This is a genomic window from Bacillota bacterium (genome assembly GCA_012837335.1).
Classification (GTDB): domain Bacteria; phylum Bacillota; class Limnochordia; order Darwinibacteriales; family DTU012; genus DTU012.
In genome coordinates, this window is sequence record DURM01000009.1 from 30,033 (window position 1) to 52,002 (window position 21,970).

General features: G+C 43.6%; 16 protein-coding genes. 15 read left to right on the forward strand and 1 reads right to left on the reverse strand.

Going from position 1 to position 21,970, the window contains the following annotated elements:
- The first annotated feature begins 15 nt into the window (after positions 1 to 15).
- The 13 genes from GX019_01265 (at position 16) to pelA (ending at position 19,263) form a co-directional block, all read left to right on the forward strand.
- Positions 16 to 3,993 carry a hypothetical protein gene (locus GX019_01265; GenBank protein ID HHT35783.1) on the forward strand — a complete coding sequence of 1,326 codons (3,978 nt, stop codon included), beginning with the start codon at positions 16 to 18 and terminating at the stop codon, positions 3,991 to 3,993.
- An 82-nt stretch (positions 3,994 to 4,075) separates the two neighbouring features.
- Positions 4,076 to 5,110, forward strand: coding sequence for a LamG domain-containing protein (locus GX019_01270; protein ID HHT35784.1), 1,035 nt, complete (start codon positions 4,076 to 4,078; stop codon positions 5,108 to 5,110).
- 76 nt (positions 5,111 to 5,186) lie between these two features.
- Complete coding sequence (locus tag GX019_01275; GenBank protein ID HHT35785.1) at positions 5,187 to 6,254, forward strand: LamG domain-containing protein; 1,068 nt, start codon at positions 5,187 to 5,189, stop codon at positions 6,252 to 6,254.
- A 126-nt stretch (positions 6,255 to 6,380) separates the two neighbouring features.
- Positions 6,381 to 7,295: a LamG domain-containing protein gene (locus GX019_01280; GenBank protein ID HHT35786.1), complete on the forward strand. Its 915-nt coding sequence runs from the start codon at positions 6,381 to 6,383 to the stop codon at positions 7,293 to 7,295.
- 129 nt (positions 7,296 to 7,424) lie between these two features.
- Positions 7,425 to 8,363: a family 43 glycosylhydrolase gene (locus GX019_01285; GenBank protein ID HHT35787.1), complete on the forward strand. Its 939-nt coding sequence runs from the start codon at positions 7,425 to 7,427 to the stop codon at positions 8,361 to 8,363.
- Between the two features lie 131 nt (positions 8,364 to 8,494).
- The gene (locus GX019_01290; protein HHT35788.1) at positions 8,495 to 9,781 is read left to right on the forward strand and encodes a sulfatase; all 1,287 of its coding nucleotides are present in this window, start codon (positions 8,495 to 8,497) and stop codon (positions 9,779 to 9,781) included.
- 131 nt (positions 9,782 to 9,912) lie between these two features.
- A complete protein-coding gene (locus GX019_01295; protein ID HHT35789.1) occupies positions 9,913 to 11,064 on the forward strand; it encodes a Gfo/Idh/MocA family oxidoreductase in 1,152 nt (383 codons plus the stop codon).
- Positions 11,065 to 11,095: 31 nt separating this feature from the next.
- Positions 11,096 to 12,181: a Gfo/Idh/MocA family oxidoreductase gene (locus GX019_01300; protein HHT35790.1), complete on the forward strand. Its 1,086-nt coding sequence runs from the start codon at positions 11,096 to 11,098 to the stop codon at positions 12,179 to 12,181.
- Between the two features lie 87 nt (positions 12,182 to 12,268).
- Complete coding sequence (locus tag GX019_01305; GenBank protein ID HHT35791.1) at positions 12,269 to 13,534, forward strand: anaerobic sulfatase maturase; 1,266 nt, start codon at positions 12,269 to 12,271, stop codon at positions 13,532 to 13,534.
- Positions 13,535 to 13,557: 23 nt separating this feature from the next.
- Positions 13,558 to 14,628: a mannonate dehydratase gene (uxuA, locus tag GX019_01310; GenBank protein ID HHT35792.1), complete on the forward strand. Its 1,071-nt coding sequence runs from the start codon at positions 13,558 to 13,560 to the stop codon at positions 14,626 to 14,628.
- A 153-nt stretch (positions 14,629 to 14,781) separates the two neighbouring features.
- On the forward strand, positions 14,782 to 15,060 hold the full coding sequence (locus tag GX019_01315) for an N-acetyltransferase (protein ID HHT35793.1): 279 nt from the start codon (positions 14,782 to 14,784) through the stop codon (positions 15,058 to 15,060).
- A gap of 1 nt (position 15,061) precedes the next feature.
- A complete protein-coding gene (locus GX019_01320; protein HHT35794.1) occupies positions 15,062 to 16,309 on the forward strand; it encodes a radical SAM protein in 1,248 nt (415 codons plus the stop codon).
- Positions 16,310 to 16,413: 104 nt separating this feature from the next.
- On the forward strand, positions 16,414 to 19,263 hold the full coding sequence (gene pelA, locus GX019_01325) for a pectate lyase (GenBank protein ID HHT35795.1): 2,850 nt from the start codon (positions 16,414 to 16,416) through the stop codon (positions 19,261 to 19,263).
- A 47-nt stretch (positions 19,264 to 19,310) separates the two neighbouring features.
- Here the strand turns inward: pelA and GX019_01330 are convergent, their stop codons facing one another.
- A complete protein-coding gene (locus GX019_01330; protein ID HHT35796.1) occupies positions 19,311 to 20,555 on the reverse strand; it encodes a DUF1593 domain-containing protein in 1,245 nt (414 codons plus the stop codon).
- 118 nt (positions 20,556 to 20,673) lie between these two features.
- Here GX019_01330 and GX019_01335 point away from each other — a divergent pair, with 118 nt between their 5' ends.
- Together GX019_01335 and GX019_01340 are read left to right on the forward strand one after the other, a co-directional pair.
- A complete protein-coding gene (locus GX019_01335; GenBank protein HHT35797.1) occupies positions 20,674 to 21,294 on the forward strand; it encodes a cyclase family protein in 621 nt (206 codons plus the stop codon).
- Between the two features lie 203 nt (positions 21,295 to 21,497).
- Positions 21,498 to 21,965, forward strand: a complete 468-nt coding sequence (locus GX019_01340; GenBank protein HHT35798.1) for a GNAT family N-acetyltransferase — start codon at positions 21,498 to 21,500, stop codon at positions 21,963 to 21,965.
- Positions 21,966 to 21,970 lie beyond the last annotated feature (5 nt).

Sequence of the window (21,970 nt, forward strand, 5' to 3'; positions counted from 1 at the left end):
AAGGGGGTAGGGAAGATGAAATTTGTAATGGTACTAATTTTAGCAGCACTTATAATTGTCGCAGCGCCGACAAACAAAGCCTTTGCTGCCGGTGAATCAGATTATGAGAATTTCGTCAGTGCTGTTTATGAAGATGGATACTTTAAACTATTCAGCGATGCAGCCGCTGCAGATATTTTAATTGATTCAAATGATTTTCCGTCAGTGATTCGGGCAGTTGATGATCTCCAGGATGATATCTATAAAGTAACTGATGCGAGACCTGCAGTAAAAACCAGAGATTCTAGACTAACAAGTCATGTAATAATCGTCGGTTCTGTTGATAAAAGCAAGTTTATCAAGCAGTTGGCAGACACGGGGAAAATTGATGTTTCCGGTATCAAGGGGAAATGGGAATCGTTTTTGATCAAAACGGTGGACAACCCTCTTCCCGGTGTAGAACAAGCTCTGGTAATCGCAGGAAGCGATAAGAGAGGAACAATTTTTGGGATTTATGAGTTGTCGGAGCAAATCGGAGTATCACCTTGGTATTGGTGGGCTGACGTTACTCCCCAAAAAAAGGACAGCTTGTACGTCAAGCCCGGGAGCTATGTTCAAGGTGAGCCCACTGTTCGATACAGAGGCATTTTTATCAATGACGAATATATGCTGACTCAGTGGTCCCATAAGACACACGACCCGGGTAAGCGGATTGGCCCAGAAACTTATAAAAGGATCTTTGAAACCCTGCTGCGTTTAAAGGCCAATTTCCTGTGGCCGGCTATGAACCAGGTAGGGGAAAGCTTTTATGCCAATCCACAAAACGCAAAAAATGCCAACGACTATGGTATTGTAGTTGGTTCGACACATGTTGACATGCTTCTAAGAAACAACAACCACGAGTGGCACGCATGGGCAGCCCGCAACCGCAAGCCTGACGGTTCTCTGCCGGTATATGATTATTCGGTTGATCCGGAATATGTTTATCGCTATTGGGAAGAGCGGGTAAAAGAAGTTAAAGATTATGAAAATGCTTATTCAATCGGCATGAGAGCTATTCACGACGAACCGATGCCTGCGGCTAATGTTCAGGGCGTGCAGGGCAGGATCGAGCTTTTAGAAAAAATCTTTACCGATCAGCGGGAAATCATCCGTAAATGGGTCAATGAAGATGTAACCGAGGAACTGCAGCTGTTTACACCTTATAAAGAGGTGCTGGACTACTATAACGCTGGACTTCAAGTTCCGGATGATGTGACAATCATTTGGCCGAATGATAACCACGGCTATATTAGAAATGTTCCCAATGACGAAGAAAGGCAGAGAAGCGGCGGACACGGATTGTACTACCATCAAAGTTATTTGGGACCTCCGGGACAAACCTATCTCTGGCAGGCAACTACGCCGCTGTCATTAATGGCTTCTGAATTAAATAAAGCCATTGAGTACGGAATTGATAAACTGTGGGTATTGAATGTTGGTAGTTTCAAAACCCGTGAAATTCCGATTGACTTTATGATGAGGCTGGCTTGGGATATCGATAGCTGGGAAGCTTCAGATGTAACCGGTTATATAGAGGATTTTGCGGCAAAACACTTTGGAGAGCAGTACAAAGAAGAAATTGCTTCTGTTATGATCCGGTATTATCAATACAATATTGCCCGCAGACCAGAGTTTATGGAAAAAGGCGTGTACAGTCTTGTAAACTACGGTGATGAGGCTCAAAGAGTTTTAAATAACTTTGTAGCGATGCTGAGGGATGCGGAGGACGTTTTTAAAAAGCTTCCGGAGGATCTAAAAGATGCCTATTTTCAGCTGATTTTATATCCCGTCCGCTCCAGTACTTTAAATCTTGAGCAGTATATTGCTGCTGACAGAAGTGCTTTATATGCACTCCAAAATAGGGGTAAGGCAGTAAATATGGAAGCAGCCAGATCTGAGCTGGCTTTAGAGATGCATGAGAGAGATATTAACTATTACAACTTCCAAATGTCTAACGGTAAATGGCGTTATTTCCTTGACCCGTATACTGACGTCAATAACCATAATCTCCCTCACTATGCTTGGCTGGAGAAAATGCCCTCTGTCAGCCATGCTGCCGAGATATCTGACAAACCGGTTCTCGGAGTGATTGCTGAGGGACAGGTGTCCCGCTATGAGGACAGTGAATTAACATTTTCTGTTTACAGCCAAGACTGCCGCTTTATCGATCTGTTCAATATGGGAGACGGAGTGGTGGAATGGAAAGCCAGTACCAGTCATGAGTGGATTAGATTAAGTAAGTCTGAGGGCACGGTGGAGATTCAGGAGAGAATTTGGGTTGATATCGACTGGTGTTCAGTTCCCACAGGCACAAGCACCGGCGAGATTGTGCTCAAGTCTGAAGGCTTAACAAAAGCAGTAGCAGTAAAAGCCTTTAACCCGGCCTATCCGGCAAGAGATGAAGTAGAAGGCCATATTGAAAGCAACGGATATGTTTCCATCGAAGCCGAGAATTTTTACAATAAAGTAGACACACCTCAGTCCCAGTGGCAAGTTTTTAAAGGTTTGGGTCGAAGCGGGGATTCGGTTAAAGTTGTTCCTGATCTGTCTGAAAGTTTCACTGAGAACATTAAAGACAGAGCTCCAGTGCTTCAGTACAAAGTCTATTTCTTCAGTACCGGAGAATTCCCAATCGAAATTCATCGTGTTCCAACTTTGGCACCAATGAGTGGAAGATTTGCAATCAGTATTGATGATGGTGAACCTGAAGTCCTGGTTAGTACCAATAATGTTAATGAGTCACAATGGAGACAAAATGTCCTAGAGCAAGTAGAAAAAATCAGAAGTACGATCACCATTGAGACACCTGGCTATCATACCTTAAATGTTTGGAAGGTTGATCCGGGGGTCATTATTGACAAGATTGTCATTAATACAGGTGGTTTAGCTTATTCATACCTTGGTCCACCGGAAAGTTACAACTCTATTTCGAAACACAGCGGTCAGCCGACGGCAGATTTAAGCGCAGTAACTGACCTGAAATGGGATGTGCCTGAGGTTGTCAGCCCTGTCTTTTTAGTAGAAGCCGAAGACATGAGTTTATCGGGATACAGCATTTATGAAAATTTTGCTGCTTCTCAGGGCAGATATGTTTCCGTCAGCGGCAGCGGTAATGTATCGGCAGAATACGACGGTCCAGCCGGCATTTACAACATGAAAATAGACTACTTCGATGACAATTTTTCCAAATACACCGTGTATGTGAACAATGAAAAAGTAGATGAATGGGAAAGCGTGCTGATCAGCCGGGGAGTGACGACCGGTGACGGAGCAAGTTTAGAACGGTATAACAATGTTAAAGCGTGGATTGAAAGATCTGCTGACTTAGGATATGTACCGAATACTAGAACAATAAAAGCTGTCAGGCTTAACCCTGGTGACGTGATTACAATTGAAGGCAGCAGTAATCAGGAGAAAGGTGCAAAACTAGATAAACTGCAGATCGTAGAACTTACCGAATTTGGCTGGGGTGCTTTTGTTGAACAAAACGGAGAAGTCTATATAAACGCTGATGCAGCCGCAGAAAATTCTAAATATGCTTCTGTTGTAGGTAAAAGCAGTCATACTTGGGCTGTAAGGAAAGGCAAATACGGCCTTGCCATGGAGGTCATACCGGCTAGAGGATCCCACTGGACCAACACGCGGGTAATCCGCAACTTCAGTCCGCAGATGACATTTAGAATCAAGTTTAATACACCCGGTACTTACAATGTATGGCTTTTGGTTAAGGCCAATAGTTCAGAAAAGGATTCGATTCATGTAGGCATGGATGGAATCCACAGATTTACAAACGAGAATACTTTAGCCAAGGAATTTGCTTGGATCAATGTAGGTAGGATAGCTAACGTCAGCGCCGGATATCATGACTTAAATTTCTGGGCTAGGGAAGATGGGATTATTATTGAGCAGATTTACCTCGGTAATACTGCCAGACCACCAAAATTGGTCACTGAATTTGTGAGAGAAAAATAGAGGGGAGGGTGATATTTTACTTGGTATCAAAAAGCAGCCATTCTCTGCGAACCAACCATAAAAAGAAAGGTGGAGTGAAGTGATGAACGCACTTAAAGGCAAGTTAAACTTCGGGTTGATAGCGGTTTTAATCGTTTCCTTTACTCTAGTTGGCTGTTTTGGACGAGTGGTTAATGAAGCAAATATCATTTCTTTTGATTTGCTGGATGATGATGGAAATTCAGTTTTAGAGGGAGCAGCATTAATTGACACTAAAGGAAGAACCATTATTGGAATGGTCGGTGATCTTAAAACAGTTGATATTACAAACTTGAAACCGCATATCGAAGTAACCGAAAGATACCAGGTATACTTCAGCGAAGAACTGCATGTTAATGGTGAATCTGCTTATGACTTTTCTGGACCGGTTATCTTTACGGTGACCAAAGACAACGATCCTAAACTGACAAAAGAATGGACGGTTGTGATTAAAGACCCCTACAGTCCGCTTGTAATGTGGAATTTTGCAGATGGTCTCCATAAAGAATTTACCATGCACAATGAAGTAGAATTCGTAGATGGGGTAAGAGATAAAGCACCCCACTTCAAGGGTTTTGGACCAAATGTATATTTGGTTGTGGATGAAGGATTTGTAGCTGAAAATCTGGTCTTTCCGGATAATACATTTACCCTCGAAACCTGGTTTTATCTGGACAGCACTTTGAAAACGGATGGCTGGAATGCAGCGTTTTCAACCGGTGGAGATGGTCCTGGCAATGTTAGATTGTTGGTTGGCGGCCATGCTGAAGGTTTGCTGCAGCAATTAATCTATATTTCTGTAGGCAACCACAAAGGGGAGCGGTCTGTTGATTGGCATCCCGATACATGGCACCACTTTGCCTATGTGTACGATGGTACCGACCTGTTGGTTTATCTTGATGGTGAGCTTGCATTGGTCGAAGAAAATCCTAATGTAGGAAATATTGATTTTACTGGCGGAGCTCCAGGATTTTACATCGGTGCTCAGCATCCAACCAGCAACAGACGTAATTTCGGCGGTATGATTGACGAAATGGTTATCTATGACTATGCGCGTTCCGCTGAACAGATTAAAGCGAGCTACGAAAGCAACAAATAAATATGTTTCAAGTTGAAGCCAACTCAAAATGGCTTCAACTTGGCAACTCCAAAATATTATGCGGGGAGGAAAATAAGTGAACCGGAATGGAATGAAAGTTAATCTTGGATTGCTGATAATTTTGTCTATGTCACTAGTCTTGAGCGGTTGTCTTGGATTTGGTTCAAATTTAGCAGATATTCTATCGTTTGATATCTTAGATGACGAGGGCAACAGCGTTTTGGAACAGGAAGTCGTGATTGATGTCAAAAACGGTGTTGTAACAGGTTCGGTAAAGGCTGAAAACTTAATTGACGCCATTTACGGCAAGCCTGTGATTACGGTAAACAAGGGCTACGATATTTACTATGATGGCGAACCTCATGTTAATGGAGAATCGGTTTATGATTTCAGTGAGTCAGTCGAGTTTACTGTAACTAAGGACAGTAAAAAGTCTCAGACTAAAACATGGACTGTAATTCTGGAGATCGTTTCCGACACCGATCCTGTAGAACCCGGTCCTGAACCTCTTGTACATTGGACCTTTGATGGAAAAACTCTGCCTTCAGAGTTGAGCCCGTCGGCAGAAGGAAAACTTGATTTCGTTCCCGGAGTATCAGGCGATGCGATGTTGTTTAAAGACAATGCATGCTTGGTTATTTCTGAAGAGTTTACAAACGCGAGCCTCCAGTTCGAAGAAGCTATCTTTACAGTTGATTTATGGTTCAATGCTGACAGTGACTATTTTTATACAGGGAAATGGAATGGCTTGTTCTCCTCGGGAAGTCAACAAAGGAAAAACGTGCGCCTGCTTTTGGATGGACAGAATATCGGTAAAGCTCATATTCATGTCGACGGTATAAGCGAAGCTGCAGAGATTAACTGGGAAACTGACAAATGGCACCATATCGCCCTGTTATATGATGGCAACTCCGTGTTAATGTATCTTGATGGGGAATTGGTTTACGAAAATGCAGATGCTGATGTACAGGAAATCGATTTTACTAGTGTTGTTAAAGAGTCATTTATAGGTGCCCAGTATCCTGATGCCGGCCAGGAATCATCGAAACGGTTTTTTGGCGGTATGATTGATGAAGTCAGAATTTGGGATATTGCCTTAACCCATGAGCAGATCCTAGAAACTTTTAACACAGCTAAGCAGTAAAAAGTTCTAGTAAAGGAGAAAAAAGGAGGTAGTCTATCTATGGCAGCGAGAAAAATTAAACGTATGACAGGTTTATTGCTTGTTGCAATAACAGCTTTATTTTTGGCTGCATGCGGAAATCCTTTAATGAACATGACATTTGAGCTTCTTGATACCAATGGCGAAAACGTAGTCTATGACTACGAACTCAATGCTGTCAATGGGACAATTACCGCATATGTCAGTGCCAATACACGTCTTGAAGGCAGAGAATACAATCCGATTTTCGGTACTCCCGAAGGATACGCTGTCTATTACAATGGCGAAGTTCATGAAAACTACGTTTCCTCCTATAACTTCGAGGAACCTTTGATTATCGAAATCCACGGTGAAGAAGGGGTTGAAACCTGGGAGATTCGCATCGAGCATTTCAGTTCTCCGATTGTCCACTGGACCTTCGATAAAGGTTTCCCCGAAGAGATCACTCCTTATAACAAAGCTTATCTTGTTTATGGATATGTCAATGATGGAGTTCAATTTGAAGGTTTTAGCGGCAAAGGTTATCTGGAAGTAGATGCTGGTTTTGTCGCAGAAAATTTTGTTTTCCCCGACAATATCTTTTCAATCGATTTATGGTTTATGGCTGATTCAGAATATCTAACCGATGGATGGAACGCTTTAATTTCAACAGGCGGAAATGCACCGGGTAATGTGAGGATTTTAATTGGTGGACACGCAGAAGGCCTCGCGCAGCAATTAGCATACATCGCAGTGGATGGCAGTGCTGGCCCGGAATCAATCGGCTGGGAAGTAGATAAGTGGCATCACATTGCTTTGGTCTATGATGGCAGCGATGTTCTTGTCTACTTAGATGGCGATTTGGTTGTGCGCAGAGCAAATGCACCTGTTGATAATATCAATTTCCAAGCCAACTTCCCCCAGATTTATTTGGGCACTGAATCCCCGACGTTTAGATACTTCGGTGGTGTGTTAGATGAAGTTAGAATTTGGAACTATGCTCTGAGCGAAGCTCAAATCAAAGAAGCTGCTAAGCTTCGTTAAACGATTTGCAGTGCTCTCCCGGTAATGCATGTAATTACCGGGAGAGACCAAAATCAGCAGTTTAACTATCAGAAAAGACGCAAAGTTCGTTCGTAGATTGTTCAAAATATCTGAAGGGTGATTGCTGCAATGACATACAAAAATCCACTAGCGATTAACAACATAGGAGATCCCTTTGTTTTGAAGGCCTCCGACAGCAGGTATTACTGTTATCCGACTTCCGGTGGAGTTCGCGGTTTTAAGGTCTGGACTTCCACTGATTTAGTGAACTGGGTCGATAAGGGGGTTGTTTACCAAGCAGATGAAGATACCTGGGGCCACAACAGATTTTGGGCTCCTGAGGTAGTTGAATATCAGGGAAAGTTTTACATGTATTATACAGCTGGCTGGCGTAAAAATGACAGTTTGCGTATTGGTATAGCCGTGTCTGACAGCCCTCTGGGTCCCTTTGTTGATGTTTTAGAGGAACCATTATTTGATTTTGGCTACGCTGCTATTGATGCCCACGTTTTTATTGATGATGATGATCAAAAATACCTGTACTACTCCAGGGATTGTTCGGAAAATATTGTTGAAGGTCGGCACGAGAGCCATATTTACGGAATCAAGCTGGATGATGATATGCTCAGCGTCAGCGGGCAGCCCATTTTATTGACTAAACCAGAGCAGGAGTGGGAACTTAAGTCCGGTCCAAAGTGGCGATGGAACGAGGGTGCTTTTGTTCTGAAGCATAAAGGAATGTATTATTTGATGTACTCAGCTAACTGCTATGCTGGAAGAGATTATTCGGTCGGTTACGCAGTTTCTGAGCATCCTCTGGGTCCATTTGTAAAATACGAAGGAAATCCTATATTGGCGAGCAACAATGAGCAAATTTCAGGACCAGGCCATCACAGCGTCACTTTATCGCCTGATAACAGTGAAATGTTTATTGTTTACCATATCCATACCGATCCCAAAAAAGGTGGCGGCAACCGTCAGGTATGCATTGATAGAATGGGGTTTAACCCAGACGGTACGATTTGGGTAGCCGGTCCGACCATAACTGAGCAGCCTCTGCCGCGGTAGGAAACCGAGCCTCCTTAAATAAGTGCAAGTTTATCTTGACATTTTGCATTACTAAAATTCAATGACTTTTATAAAGTAAAGGTGACGCAGTGTTTAGCTTGCTGAAATCTGTATCTGTGGAGGTTTAAGTATTGAACATCATTTACATACACACTCATGATGTAGGGCGGTTTATAGAACCTTACGGACACAATGTCAGAACTCCAAATCTATTTAAGCTAGCTAAAGAAGGAACTCTTTTTCGCCAAGCTTTTTGTACCGCACCTACCTGTTCACCGAGCCGAGCGAGCATGTTAACGGGCGAATATCCCCATTCTATCGGAATGCTGGGATTGACCCACAGAGGGTTTAAAATTAACGATCATTCTAAGCACTTGGCACATTATCTTAGAGCAAATGGAATAGAGACAGTACTGTGTGGTTTCCAGCATGAATCATCAGATTTAGATCAGCTGGGCTACAGCAGGTATCTGGGTAATGATTCCGATTTAAACAACGCCAAAAAGGTTGTCCAGTTTCTTGAGAACAGGGAGCCAAACAAGAGCTTCTTTTTATCCTTTGGCATGATGAGTGCTCATCGTCCCTTTCCCCAACTTGAAGAAGATGATGTGAATCCCAATTATGTATGCCCGCCCTTCGGCATTCATGATAATCCGGAAACGCGAAAAGATATGGCAAGATTTATTAAGGGTGTGCATCGAGTAGATGAATGCGTCGGAATGGTCATGGAGGCTGTAAAAAATTCCGGATTGGAAGAAAACACGTTGATCTTTTTCACCACAGACCACGGAATCGCCTTCCCGGGAATGAAATGCACTTTATATGATGTAGGCATCGGAGTTTCTTTAATCATAAAGTACCCCGCAAATCCGAGTAGGGGCGAAGTTGTCGATTCTTTAGTGTCTCATATCGATATTTATCCAACGGTTTGTGATTTTCTTGGTGTCGAAAAGCCACCTTGGGTAAAAGGTAATTCGCTACTTCCTTTAATGGAGAAAAAAGTCGAATCAGTGCAGGAAGAGATTTATGCAGAAATCAATTTTCATGCCGCCTATGAGCCAATGCGATGCATTAGAACTGAGAGATACAAGTATATCAAGTTTTTTGACGACCACAATGACATCGTTGCAGTTAATATAGACGATGGACTTACCAAGAATTTCTTAGTGGAAAATGGTTTGTTAGAGCACAAACGGGAATCTGAGTATCTCTTTGATTTATATTTAGATCCGTTAGAAAAAAGAAATTTGGTTAACCACAGCAGCTATCAAGATGTGTATCAAACGCTTGCGGTTAAGCTTCAGGTTTGGATGGAAAAAACAGATGATCCTCTGCTAGATGGAGCGATACCAAAGCCCAAAGGCACAAGAATCCACGACAGAACCTGCTTGAGCACAAGGGAGAAGAGGTTCCTGTGATAACCAACTAGGATAATTTTATCGATCAGCAGCAACCCTTTTCCCGACTGCTTTGAGTTATTCTCATCGGAATCAATTGTGCACTAGTTCAATTTGATCACAAACAACAGCAATATTAAGGAGTTGAGGTAATGATTAATGTAGCAATCATTGGGGTGGGTGCAATTGCTCCCACGCATATTGAAGCTTTTTTAGAATTTAAGGATCGGTGTAAAATTGTAGCCCTGTGCGATATTTACCCGGAAAAAGCAGAAGCAGCAGCCAAAAGGTACAATTTAGATGTAGATATTTATGATGATCACGAAAAAATGCTTGATAGAAAAGACATTGACTTAGTATCTGTTTGTACACCACCATATACACATGCAGAAATCTCAATTAATTTTCTGAATGCCGGAGTGCATGTGCTTTGCGAGAAACCGATGGCTTCCTCACTGGAAGAATGCGATGCCATGAATGAAGCGGCCGCTAAAAACGGCAAGATTTTGTCGATCATTTCCCAAAATCGTTTCGCAACTCCAATGATGAAGTTAAAGGATGTATTAGATTCCGGTTCGATGGGCCCGATCGTCCATGCGCAGGTAGATTCTTTCTGGTGGAGAGGTTACAGTTACTATGACTTATGGTGGAGAGGCACCTGGGAAAAAGAAGGAGGAGGCCCGACTTTAAACCATGCTGTGCACCATATTGATATCTTCCGCTGGATGAATGGAATGCCGCAAGAAGTTACAGCCGTTATGAGCAATGCAGCTCATGACAATGCTGAAGTTGAGGATATTTCAATTGCCATCTGCAAGTATGCCAGCGGAGCCCTGGCTCAAATAACCAGTTCCGTGATTCATCACGGAGAGGAGCAGCAGCTGATTTTCCAAGGTAAGGATGCTAGAGTTTCTGTACCCTGGAAAGTTGTAGCATCAAAGTCAAAAGGGAATGGATTTCCTGAGCCTAACCTGGAGCTGGAAGCCGAGATCCAAAAGGTTTTCGATCAACGCGAACCGCTTAAATACCAGTTCCACAAAGGTCAAATTGAGGATGTATTATCGGCGGTAGAGGGCAAACAGGATGTCCTGATTACAGGGGAAGATGGCAGACAAACGCTGGAATTAATCACAGCTATTTACCAGTCAGCAAGTTTAGGAGAGACTGTAAAACTACCTCTTGGCAAGGACAGTCCTTTCTATACCCACGCAGGCATATTAAAACATGCTGTGAAATTTTATGAAAAGAAGGTAAGCGTTGAGAATTTCTCAGATAACGAAATTACAACCGGCGGTAATTATTAGTCAATGTAAAAATACATGGGGTGAAAATATTATGAATAGACGAGACGGAATGAACTATGCTCCCAAGGGGAAACCAAACAAAGTTGTACAGGATGGAGAGTTTTTAATTGCAGCAATCGGCTTAGACCATGGGCACATCTACGGCATGTGCAATGGATTAATTGAAGCCGGTGCAAACTTGGTTGCGGTATATGACCCTGATCCAAAGAAAGTAGAAACCTTCTGCAGAAGATATCCCCAAGCCAAAGCTGCTGAAACAGCAGAAGAGATCTTGAGCGATGAGTCTATTAATCTCATTGCCTGTGCAAGTATACCGGTAGACAGGCACAAATGGGGTTTAAAGGCGTTGGACAGCGGTAAGCATTTCTTTGCTGACAAACCAGGCTTTACAACACTAGAGCAGGTAGAAGCTGCTGAGAAGAAAGTTCGGGAAACCGGATTAAAGTGGGGAATTTATTACAGCGAACGGATTCATAACGAAGGAGCTGTATTTGCGGGCCAGTTAGTTGAGGAAGGAGCTATTGGACGCGTCGTCCAGGTGATTGGTACCGGACCGCATCGAGCTAATGTTTCACAGAGACCGGATTGGTTTTTCGATCCTGAATGTTATGGTGGAATTCTTTGCGATATAGGAAGTCATCAAATCGAGCAGTTTTTATACTACACCGGAGCCAAAGACGCAAAGGTTGTTCACAGCAAGGTTGCTAACTATAACTTCAAAGATTATCCTCAATTCCAAGATTTTGGCGATGCTACCTTAATCGCTGATAACGGTGCAACATTTTACTTTAGAGTCGATTGGTTTACTCCAGATGGACTGAGAACTTGGGGAGATGGCCGCGTTCTGATTTTAGGAACAGATGGTTATATTGAAGTTAGAAAATATATTGACATAGTTCGCGATCAGGGCGGCGACCATGTATATCTGGTAAACCATGAAGGCGAAAAGCATTTTCATGTTTCCGGTCAAGTGGGCTTTCCGTTTTTTGGTCAGTTCATCCTGGATTGTTTAAACGGAACAGAAAATGCTATGACTCAGGAACATACATTTAAAGCAGCCAGTCTTTGCATCGTAGCTCAAACTCAAGCAGTAGTTGTTGAATCAGCAGACAAGTAATCTACACTATAAATGCAAGTATGATATGTTAAATATTGTACTTGCATTTAACAATCTGTAAGTCCTCGACCGCAAAGGAGTTTGGAAATGAGTCAAACATCCAGAAGAACAGCCGATGCATATCATCTTAATCATTCAATCATGGTCTTTCCCAATGTCCCGCGCTGTAAGGTTAAGAATTATCCTGAAGAAAAATCCTTTCAGATGGACTGCGAGCTGCTTGAGGAATACATAAAACAGTATATTGAGATCCAGTCCGGACCTATAATAAATTTTGGCTGGCAGGGCGGAGAGCCGACAATTCGGGGGCTTGAATTTTTTCAGAAAGCGGTTGAATTGCAAAAGAAATATTTACCTTCGGGTTGGCACATTCAAAACAGCTTCCAGACAAATGGGATTTTTTTAGATGATAATTGGTGCAGTTTTTTCAAGAAAAATAATTTTTTAGTCGGTATCAGTTTGGACGGCACAAAGGAACTGCATGATTTGTGTCGCAAAGATAAGCACAACCGCCCTACATATGACAAGGTCGTGAGTGGAATTCGGCTTCTACAAAAGCACAAAGTTGAGTATAATGTTCTCTGCACTGTCAACAATTTGAATTCTAGGTTTCCTTTGGACGTGTATATTTCCATAAAAGAATTAGGTGGCGACTTTATTCAGTTTATTCCCATCGTAAATTATGACAATCTGGGGAATACTGACGAGCTCTCTGTGAATCCCGCAGATTATGGTAATTTTCTGGTTGCCATTTTTGATGAATGGATTAATAAAGATTACGGTCAAGTATTTGTGCAGATTTTTGAGGATGCAGTAAGGGCCTGGGCCGGATTTCCACCGGCCTTGTGCACTTTTTCGAAAACCTGTGGAAATGCTGAAGTGGTGGAGTTCAATGGAGACGTTTATTCCTGCGACCACTTTGTTTTTCCAGAATATAAATTAGGCAATATAAAAGAAAAATCTCTTGTTGAAATGGCCAATTCGAACCAGCAAATTCAATTTGGACTAAATAAATTCGAAACTCTCCCGCGGAAATGTCTAGAGTGCGCGGTTAGATTTATCTGTAACGGCGGCTGTCCTAAGAATAGGACTATCCGAACTAGCGACGGCGAAAAGGGTTTAAATTACTTGTGCGGTGCCTATCAGCAGTTTTTTAATTATATTGCTCCTTACATGAACACAATAGTGTTTGGATTAAAGCGGCGAATGACACCTTCACATATTAAAGAAAGATTGGTATGGGTGCAGCGTGAAATCTGGGATGTTGGCAGAAACGATCCCTGTCCTTGCGGTAGCGGTAAAAAGTATAAAAAATGCTGCATTGATCGGATAGAAAGCACCATATCACTGTAAATTCAACAAATGAGGTGATAGTAATGAAAATGATTTTGCGCTGGTTCGGCCGAGATGACGACCATGTTAGTTTGGAATATATCGTCCAAATCCCTGGGGTAAGTGGTATAGCTGGAGCCCTTTTTGATGTGCCAGTTGGAGAAGAGTGGCCGCTGGATAAAATTCGCGCTTTAGCTGATGATGTCAAAAAGAGCGGGCTTAAGTTTGAAGTCGTGGAAAGCGTAAATGTTCACGAAGATATTAAGCTGGGACTGCCCACCAGGGATCAATATATCGACAATTACATCCAGACCATTAGAAATCTCGCCAGTGTAGGTGTAAAGGTGATCTGCTATAATTTTATGCCTGTCTTTGATTGGCTCCGCTCTGATTTGGCCATGCAGCTTGAGGATGGCTCCTATGCTATGGCATATCATGAGGATAAGATTATAGATACCAATCCGGTGGAAATTATTGAACGGTTCAGAGAAGGCTCGCAGGGATTTTCTCTGCCGGGATGGGAACCGGAAAGACTGGCGGAATTGAAGCAGGTGTTGAGCCAGTATGCAGCAGTGGACGAGGACAAGCTGTTTGATAACCTCAAATACTTTTTGGAAAGGCTGAAGCCTGTCTGTGATGAAACCGGTGTAAAGATGGCAATTCATCCGGATGATCCGCCGTGGTCTGTATTTGGTCTGCCTCGGATTATTACTAACAGAGACAATTTAGCCAGGGTGCTCAGCCTAGTGGATTCTCCCCACAACGGACTGACATTATGCACAGGTTCCTTGGGAGCTAATTTGGATAACGACCTTCCGGCAATGATTAGGGAATTTGGTAAAAGAGGTAGGATTCATTTTGTTCATGTGCGGAATCTAAAGATCTACGCTCCGGGTGATTTCCACGAGACATCACATTTATCCAGCGATGGTTCTTTGGATATGTTTGAAGTTATGAAAGCCCTGTATGAAATAGGTTTTGATGGCTATCTCAGACCAGATCACGGTAGAATGATTTGGGGCGAAAAGGGCAGGCCTGGATATGGTTTATACGATCGAGCGCTTGGAGCAATGTACTTAACCGGAATCTGGGAAGCGCTGAGCAAAATGGTGTAGATTTTCTAGAAGATATCAGCTTACAGCAGATGGAGCTGGCTGATATCTTCTTTTTTTTAGCACTTATGCATAGCTTGGAGAGAAAGGGATCTGATATGGGCACGGGGAACATTTCATTAACTACACAGGAAAGTGAAAGGAGTTGAACGATCAATGTTAGAGATAAAAAAAGGTACAAATAAATTCTATATCGGCGATTCAGAAGCAAATCCACTGGCAGAAATCACTTGGGTGCCTTCGGAGCGCAATCGGGTGATAGCCAATCACACTTATGTTTCTAATGAGCTGAGAGGCCAAGGTGTTGCTAAGCTGCTGCTTGAAAGGTTTATTGAATGGGTAAGAGAGGAAAATCTTCAGGTTATTCCTCAGTGTTCGTTTGTGAAGGACCAGATGGAAAAAAACAGCGATTACCATGATTTGCTGAGCAGTTAAAATGCTGACCTCGCTGATCCGAATGTATCTTACCCGCAGCTTTGAACCTTTCCGATTTCAGAGCGAATACAGCAATCACCTTGATTACCATTGTTTGGACAATCTGGGTTTGTATGTGCACATCCCGTTCTGCCGCTCACTGTGCAGCTTCTGTCCTTACTGCCGAGTCAAGTATCAATCAGAGCTTGTGGAATTATATCTCAAGGCGCTGCTCCAAGAAATAGAGCTTGTGGGTAAAGCTTCAGCAGGGAAAAAGCAGGTGACCAGCCTCTACTTCGGTGGAGGCACACCTGCCCTGCTGATTGATGATCTGGAACGGATCATTAATGCCATCCAGCGGTATTTTGTTATAACTGAAGGCATCGGCATCGAACTCCATCCGGAAGATCTGACCCCATCCAATCTTTCTAAGCTCAAAGATGCAGGTGTGAATATGGTATGTTTGGGTGTGCAGTCTTTTGATAAACAGTGTTTAGCCAATCTAGGGCGGATGGGAAAGAGTGCAGAGGCGGAACTGGAATTAGCAGGTAATGCCGGTTTTGCAGCAGTCGATGTAGATTTGATTTTTGCCATTCCTGGACAAACAACAGCATCCCTGCTGCAGGATGTGGATACTGCATTTAAGTATGGGGCTACCCAAGTTTCAACCTATCCTTTCATCGATTTTACCTTTGCGGATAACAAATATAAGCCGCTCTCAAAGCGGAGTAAAAAACAAATGCTCCAGGCACTGGTAGAGCACTGCAGAGCTGCAGGCAGAGAGCGAACTTCGGTGTGGACTTTTGCCGCACCGGGAACTCCGAAGTATTCTTCGATTACACGAGACTTCTTCTTGGGCTTCGGGGTGTCTGCTGCTTCACTGCTTCGGGATCAGTTTAAAATTAACACCTTCTCAATTCCCGCGTATATAGAGAGAGTCAGATCCGGGCAGCTGCCCACAATGCTCACCCTTGAGTTTACTCGGTACCAGCGGGCGGCCTATTATTTGTTCTGGAGTGCTTATTCTATGAGCCTGTCACCGGAGCAGTTCCACTCGGTTGTTGGTGAGCCCCTGGAGAAGATATACGGGTTTGAGTTTTGGCTGTTGGAAAAACTCGGGCTGATTTACAAACACGAAGATTTCTATAAACTAACAGATCAAGCTGCATATTATTATCATAATCTTGAGCAGATTTACACAACCGCTTACATCGATAAAATGTGGCATATCGCTCGCTGTGAAGCATTTCCCCAGGAAATAATACTTTAGCAGTAAGCAGGCAGGAAAACAGCAGTTGGTGTCAAAAATTAATTTAATGTAAACTTTAATATTGCTTCGGAAATAAAATCAAATTTTAAGCAAGGGGGAGCTTTATGAAACGCAAGAGCAGACGGCTGAGACAAGGAATAATTCTGACAGTATTTCTAGTTTGTGTTCTGACCCAGGCAGCGGTGTATGCTTCTGACGTGGTTTGGACCAAAGTTGATGGAACAGATTTTGCTGACGAGGACATCTGGTTTGCCGAAATGTTTGGCGGCAACGGATTTCCGGTTGAAAACCAATCTATTGGTGACGATCCGATGGTGGGAAGAGCCCTTACACTGAGAAAATCCAGCACTGCCGGTCGCGCAGCAGGCAGAGTGCTCCAAGGTGCTGACCGAGCAGGGCTGTATAAGCTGGAATTCGATGTAAACCTGCCTTCCAATTTCGGCAATGCAACAAGAGGTGCCGCGGTAGCTTTCTTCGAAACCGGAGTAAATATTGATACAAACTTGAGGCGTTCCGATAACCGCCATATATTCCGAATTCTATCAGTCGATGCGGCAGATGGAAGAGAAGGCGGACTTTACCTTGATTTTAAGAAAAACATTGCCAATATAGTTGAAAAAGATGATTCGTGGCAGATTACTGCGGCTAATCTTGAAAATACAGTTGCTGTGACTGCTGCTGATCCTAACTTCACTGCCAATCAGTGGATTAATGTTTCTGCTGTGTTGGATTATAGCTCCAACTCCGCAGTTGTAACGTTAACCTTGCTTGAAGGCCCGAACGCAGGGTACTCCCGCACTTTTGCGGCTGATCTCCCCGGAGAAGACAATGGTGTCGGTTTAATGGCAGTATGTGGAATTACCAAGGGTGGCGGCTCATCCTGGACTGCTCAGATTGCTAACATCAGCATATATACCGGTGCTGGTGAATTTGCCGGCTTTGGCAGAATTCGAATTGATGAAGAACCGAGTGATATCACTGCTGTAGCCGGTATGATTGACGAAAATACTAGATTAAGTGTTACTGCGACAGGAATCGGAGTCGATTCAGAACTCAGCTATCAGTGGTATAGGTCCAATAGTGTAAGCGGTGCAGATGCGGAACTCATCAGCGGTGCAGTGGGACCGGTCTACGCTGTACCGGAGAACATCGATCTCGGTACATATTATCTATTCTGCGAGATCTCTGCTGATGGTGTTGACCCGGTGCGGACCAATGTTGTGAAATTAACGGTTCGCAATCCTGCCGGCCGAAAAGAGTGGGGAGCCTATTATGAAACCGAGTGGAGATATCCATTCCAACGTGCAGTCTTAATGGAGAACAATCCGGAAATGTATCTTAATGACAAATTAAGACCAGTACTGGCTGAAGACACCTCCGCCGCACCGTTTCTGGTTAACGGAGTGCTGATGATACCATATCAAACAGCTGAAGCAATCTTTGGCGAAGATGTGGAGTGGGAGCTATCGGCAGATTTACAAACAATTGCAGCTACAAGGGGCAAAAACACAGCTGCTTTGCGTGTTGGCAGCGCTGAACTGCTGGTAGGCGATAAAAGCACTGCGATGCTGGCAGCGCCTGTGATCATTGATGATGTGCTGTATATTCCTGCTCAGCCGGTTGCATCAGCCCTGGGAGTATCAGCCGGATGGGATGAGGAAAGCAGTGTACTGATCATCAGTACCGGTGCTTATGTATTCCCTGGAAAAGTTGCTCACGGCGCGATGAATGGTCAGAATGAAGCGTGGTATGGTTCCGCCGAATCGATCCGCTTAGCTGATAATCTCTTGATATACCAGAGGAACAGCGGCGGCTGGGTTGAGAACATCGATATGAGTGTTCAGATGACAGAAACCTTGAAGCGCCAGCTGCTTTCGCAAAAAGATAACACTGATGCATCCCTGGATAATGGGGTTACCATTCCTGAGATCCGCTATCTGATCAGAATGTATCAAGCAACAAAGATCGAGCGCTATAGAGATGCTTATCTGCTCGGCATAAACGGTGTGCTTAAGGCCCAGTATCCGAACGGTGGATTTCCACAGCGGATGAACCAGCCAAGTTCATATCACGGCGAGATCACTTATAATGATAATGCTATGACCCAAGTGCTGCGCCTGTGGTGGGATATTTACTCCAATCCTGATCAATTCTTCAGTATCGATGAAGAAACATATGCCAAAATTGAAGACTCCTTAATTCGGGGTATTGACTGTATTCTTGATACCCAAATTTACTCTGAAAAGCAGGGAATGCTCACTGCGTGGTGCGCACAGCATGATCGGGTAACTCTGGAACCATCATGGGCCAGAGATTATGAGCCGCCTTCAATCAGCGGTTCGGAGTCAATCGGGATTATTAACTTCTTGATGGGTCTTGATAAAGAGTTTCTGATCAGCTTAGATCAGGACAATGTCTTGGGTGAAGAGCTTACTATTTGGGAGCGGGTACAGAGAGCGATCCATTCTGCGGTTAAGTTTTTCGAGCATGTGGAAATTCGCGGCTACGCGCTAACAACAGGTTCCTCACCTTGGGGAAGCGATCGGGTGCTCGTTGAAAGTCCTAACGCTAGGGGCCTGTGGGCAAGGTTTATTGACATTGATACTTTTGAACCGCTGTTCTTTGACCGCAGAGAACCAACCTTCCGGCCCAATCCGCGCGAGGTGGATACCTATAGACCGATCGTGAGAGGCGCAATGCCGGGTAAACATTATCCTGGTGGAGGAAACTTACGCAACCTCTATAGGGATGCCGATGGCAATCTTCATCCAATTATTGTTGGTCCTCAAGGCGAACTCATTCGTCCGGAAGGAACAGTTATGGATATCAAAGCCAGCTATGCTAACTTAAGTCATGAACGCCGCAATGGATATCAATTTGTGGGCAGCTACGCTGCCAACCTCTCTGATGCATATCGGGCATGGCTGCGGAAAAATGATCTGACAGCTGAATAGCAGGTGATAAAGAACCTCACCCTCGCTTAGGAGAGGGTGAGGTTTTTTCAGCCTGTACAGCGATCCATCCGTTTTTGGAAGTCCCGGAGGAATTGATCGCGCCACTTATTAACTGTTTTTGACCCGGAGATCTCGCCGTCTTTCAGCTCAGGATCAAGAATATCAGACCACCAATTAGCAAACCGCAGCGGGTCTCTGCCGCGGCTTACCTGTGACTCCGCCACCGAGCGGAACTGTCCTGTTAGACCGTTTAATTCTGGAATATCACTGGAAACCACGTATGACCAGTCACCGATACTCTTTGGCATAAAGCGGATCCGATACTCTCCATCACCGGTATAATATCCCATGAAGTCCTGACGGGCGATTGTCATTGTAAAAGCGGGGGTGTCCGGATCTATATCAATATGTGGACCTTTGAAAACGAATTCGGCAAGTCCAAACAGCTCTACGACATCGTCCAAAGTGGTATTGCCATGAAATACAGTATTTGGCCTGGAATGAACCGGGATAAACTGTCCGCCCCAGCTTGGACTTTCCGGATTCTCCGGATTGCCTCTTAAAAGATAGGCAACAGAAGGTGTATCGCCCATTTTGATTGTGTTATCGAGGAACCGGCAGAAGAATTCGCCTAAGGCGCCGTGTCCTTGGATATGTTCATTCACAAATGTTTGGTTGCCTAAATCTCCAGACTGATCGCCGCCCACAAACCAGCCGCGGTAGGTTGAGTTGTTCTCGATCATCCAAAGGTTGGGGAAGTTGCGCTCTATATAAGCATGAGAGTTAACACCCCATTTTTTATTCGGCCCAGCAATGTAATATACACGGAGCTTAGCTTGAATGCTTGGATCATCATGCAGTGCTTGTGCTACATCGTCTAAGAGACCCCAAACAAGGATATAGAGGGTGCGCGGATCGTCTTTTTTCGCGCATTGGATAATCCATTCGGAACCTTCGGTTGGCTTGGAATAGCCTTTATAAGGAGCAGCATCGATTGCTCCTTGTTTTGTAATTGACCTTAAGTATTCTGGAGTAGGATAAGTCTTGGAGTGGCGGATCAGGTTCGGATAATCCTTATCATAAGCATCAATTACATCGAGAATATCCTGGACAGTTCCTTCCCCCCATGGCGAGGAGAGTAAACCCTCGGTGTCAAATATATCAGAATACAGCAGATAGTGAACTATTGATTGATAATCGTCTGGGTCACTGCCGCCAATATCTGTTGAGACAATTACACGGTACCGCTCACCGGTAAGCGCACCACCCTTTAGTGGTTCGTAATCGTTCATTAAAAGAGCACCCCTTTCGTGTCTAGCGATAAATAGAGCTACTCGTCTCTAATTATATAGTTTTAGAGTACTAATTCAACATGTTTTTAGCAAATGGTTTACCAGAGAGGAGATAGGCATGATTATTGATCTTACTCATGAAATTACTGACCAGATGCCGGTTTATCCCGGTGATTCTGCAACCAGGCTTACACATGCGAGAGTTTTTACTTCAGACTCCTACAACAATTATGACCTGTCCATCAATATGCATACCGGCACTCACATTGATGGGCCGATGCATTTAACAGCCAGCCAAACCTATTTAAACGAAATTGATTTAAGCACGTTTATTGGCGAGGGTTGTGTGATCGATGTTTCGGCAGAGCCAAACGTTATTCGCGGAAAGAGTGAATACGAGGAGATTATTAACGGGAAGCAGATCGTGTTTTTTCATACTGGTCACAGTAAGACTTTTGGCCAACCTGCTTATTTCTGCGAATATCCAGTGCTGAGCCTAGATATTGCTGAGCTAATTGTGAAGAACAAAGTAAAAATGATTGGTCTGGACACTCCTTCACCAGACAAAGATCCCTTTGATGTTCATAAATACCTATTTGAACATGGAGTTCTGATCATAGAGAATTTAACCAGGCTCGATCAATTACTGGATTACAAGTCTTTTGAAGTAATTGCCCTGCCATTGAATATTAAAGCAGATTCGTCCATTGCAAGAGTAGTGGCAAGAGTAAAGGGGTGATTGGATGCCTCTGCCTATGGTTCATCTTGGTACAGCAAAGGAGTATGCTCGTTCCTAATTAAACTGTGGCACCTTTTAGACAAAGCCGAATCATATGCTGTTGATGGTTTGTTAAGGTTGGATGAAATAGATGCCGGTGATAGAATCAGAGATTTTTTAAACTCAGAGAGAATTTGAAAGACAGATGCTGGAAGGAGCAGGTTATGGACATTAAGTTTACTTATATTGACGATCCAGAACTAAAAGAGAGTATATGCAGAAAAGTTTTGTTTGATCTTCCCCTCTGGTTTGGTATTCCGGAAGCAAATGAGCACTATGCGCAGGGAGTAAGGGCAAAACCTTTTGTTGCCGTGATTTTGGATGGGAATATAATTGGTTTCGCCTCAATTAAAGAAACTACTAAGTTCACAGCCGAATTATATCTAATTGGGTTAATGGCCAAGTATCACTGGTTAGGAATAGGAACAAGACTAATCAGTTTTATATGCAAAGAGTTAAAGCTGCAGGGGTATAAGCTGCTGCAGGTTAAGACGCTGGACGAGACTAGGGAATCAGCTGAATATGAAAAAAGCAGGCGTTTCTACACGAAAGTCGGATTTATTCCTGTGGAGGCCATAAAAGAAATATGGGGTCCTGAAAATCCCTGCTTAATCATGGTAAAAGTATTGTAGTTATT

Coding starts and splice junctions, on each gene's coding strand:
- GX019_01265 (HHT35783.1), top strand. CDS start 16: ATGAAATTTGTAATGGTACTAATTTTAGCAGCACTTATAATTGTCGCA.
- GX019_01270 (HHT35784.1), top strand. CDS start 4,076: ATGAACGCACTTAAAGGCAAGTTAAACTTCGGGTTGATAGCGGTTTTA.
- GX019_01280 (HHT35786.1), top strand. CDS start 6,381: ATGAACATGACATTTGAGCTTCTTGATACCAATGGCGAAAACGTAGTC.
- GX019_01285 (HHT35787.1), top strand. CDS start 7,425: ATGACATACAAAAATCCACTAGCGATTAACAACATAGGAGATCCCTTT.
- GX019_01295 (HHT35789.1), top strand. CDS start 9,913: ATGATTAATGTAGCAATCATTGGGGTGGGTGCAATTGCTCCCACGCAT.
- GX019_01300 (HHT35790.1), top strand. CDS start 11,096: ATGAATAGACGAGACGGAATGAACTATGCTCCCAAGGGGAAACCAAAC.
- GX019_01305 (HHT35791.1), top strand. CDS start 12,269: ATGAGTCAAACATCCAGAAGAACAGCCGATGCATATCATCTTAATCAT.
- uxuA (HHT35792.1), top strand. CDS start 13,558: ATGAAAATGATTTTGCGCTGGTTCGGCCGAGATGACGACCATGTTAGT.
- GX019_01315 (HHT35793.1), top strand. CDS start 14,782: ATGTTAGAGATAAAAAAAGGTACAAATAAATTCTATATCGGCGATTCA.
- GX019_01320 (HHT35794.1), top strand. CDS start 15,062: ATGCTGACCTCGCTGATCCGAATGTATCTTACCCGCAGCTTTGAACCT.
- pelA (HHT35795.1), top strand. CDS start 16,414: ATGAAACGCAAGAGCAGACGGCTGAGACAAGGAATAATTCTGACAGTA.
- GX019_01330 (HHT35796.1), bottom strand. CDS start 20,555: ATGAACGATTACGAACCACTAAAGGGTGGTGCGCTTACCGGTGAGCGG.
- GX019_01335 (HHT35797.1), top strand. CDS start 20,674: ATGATTATTGATCTTACTCATGAAATTACTGACCAGATGCCGGTTTAT.
- GX019_01340 (HHT35798.1), top strand. CDS start 21,498: ATGGACATTAAGTTTACTTATATTGACGATCCAGAACTAAAAGAGAGT.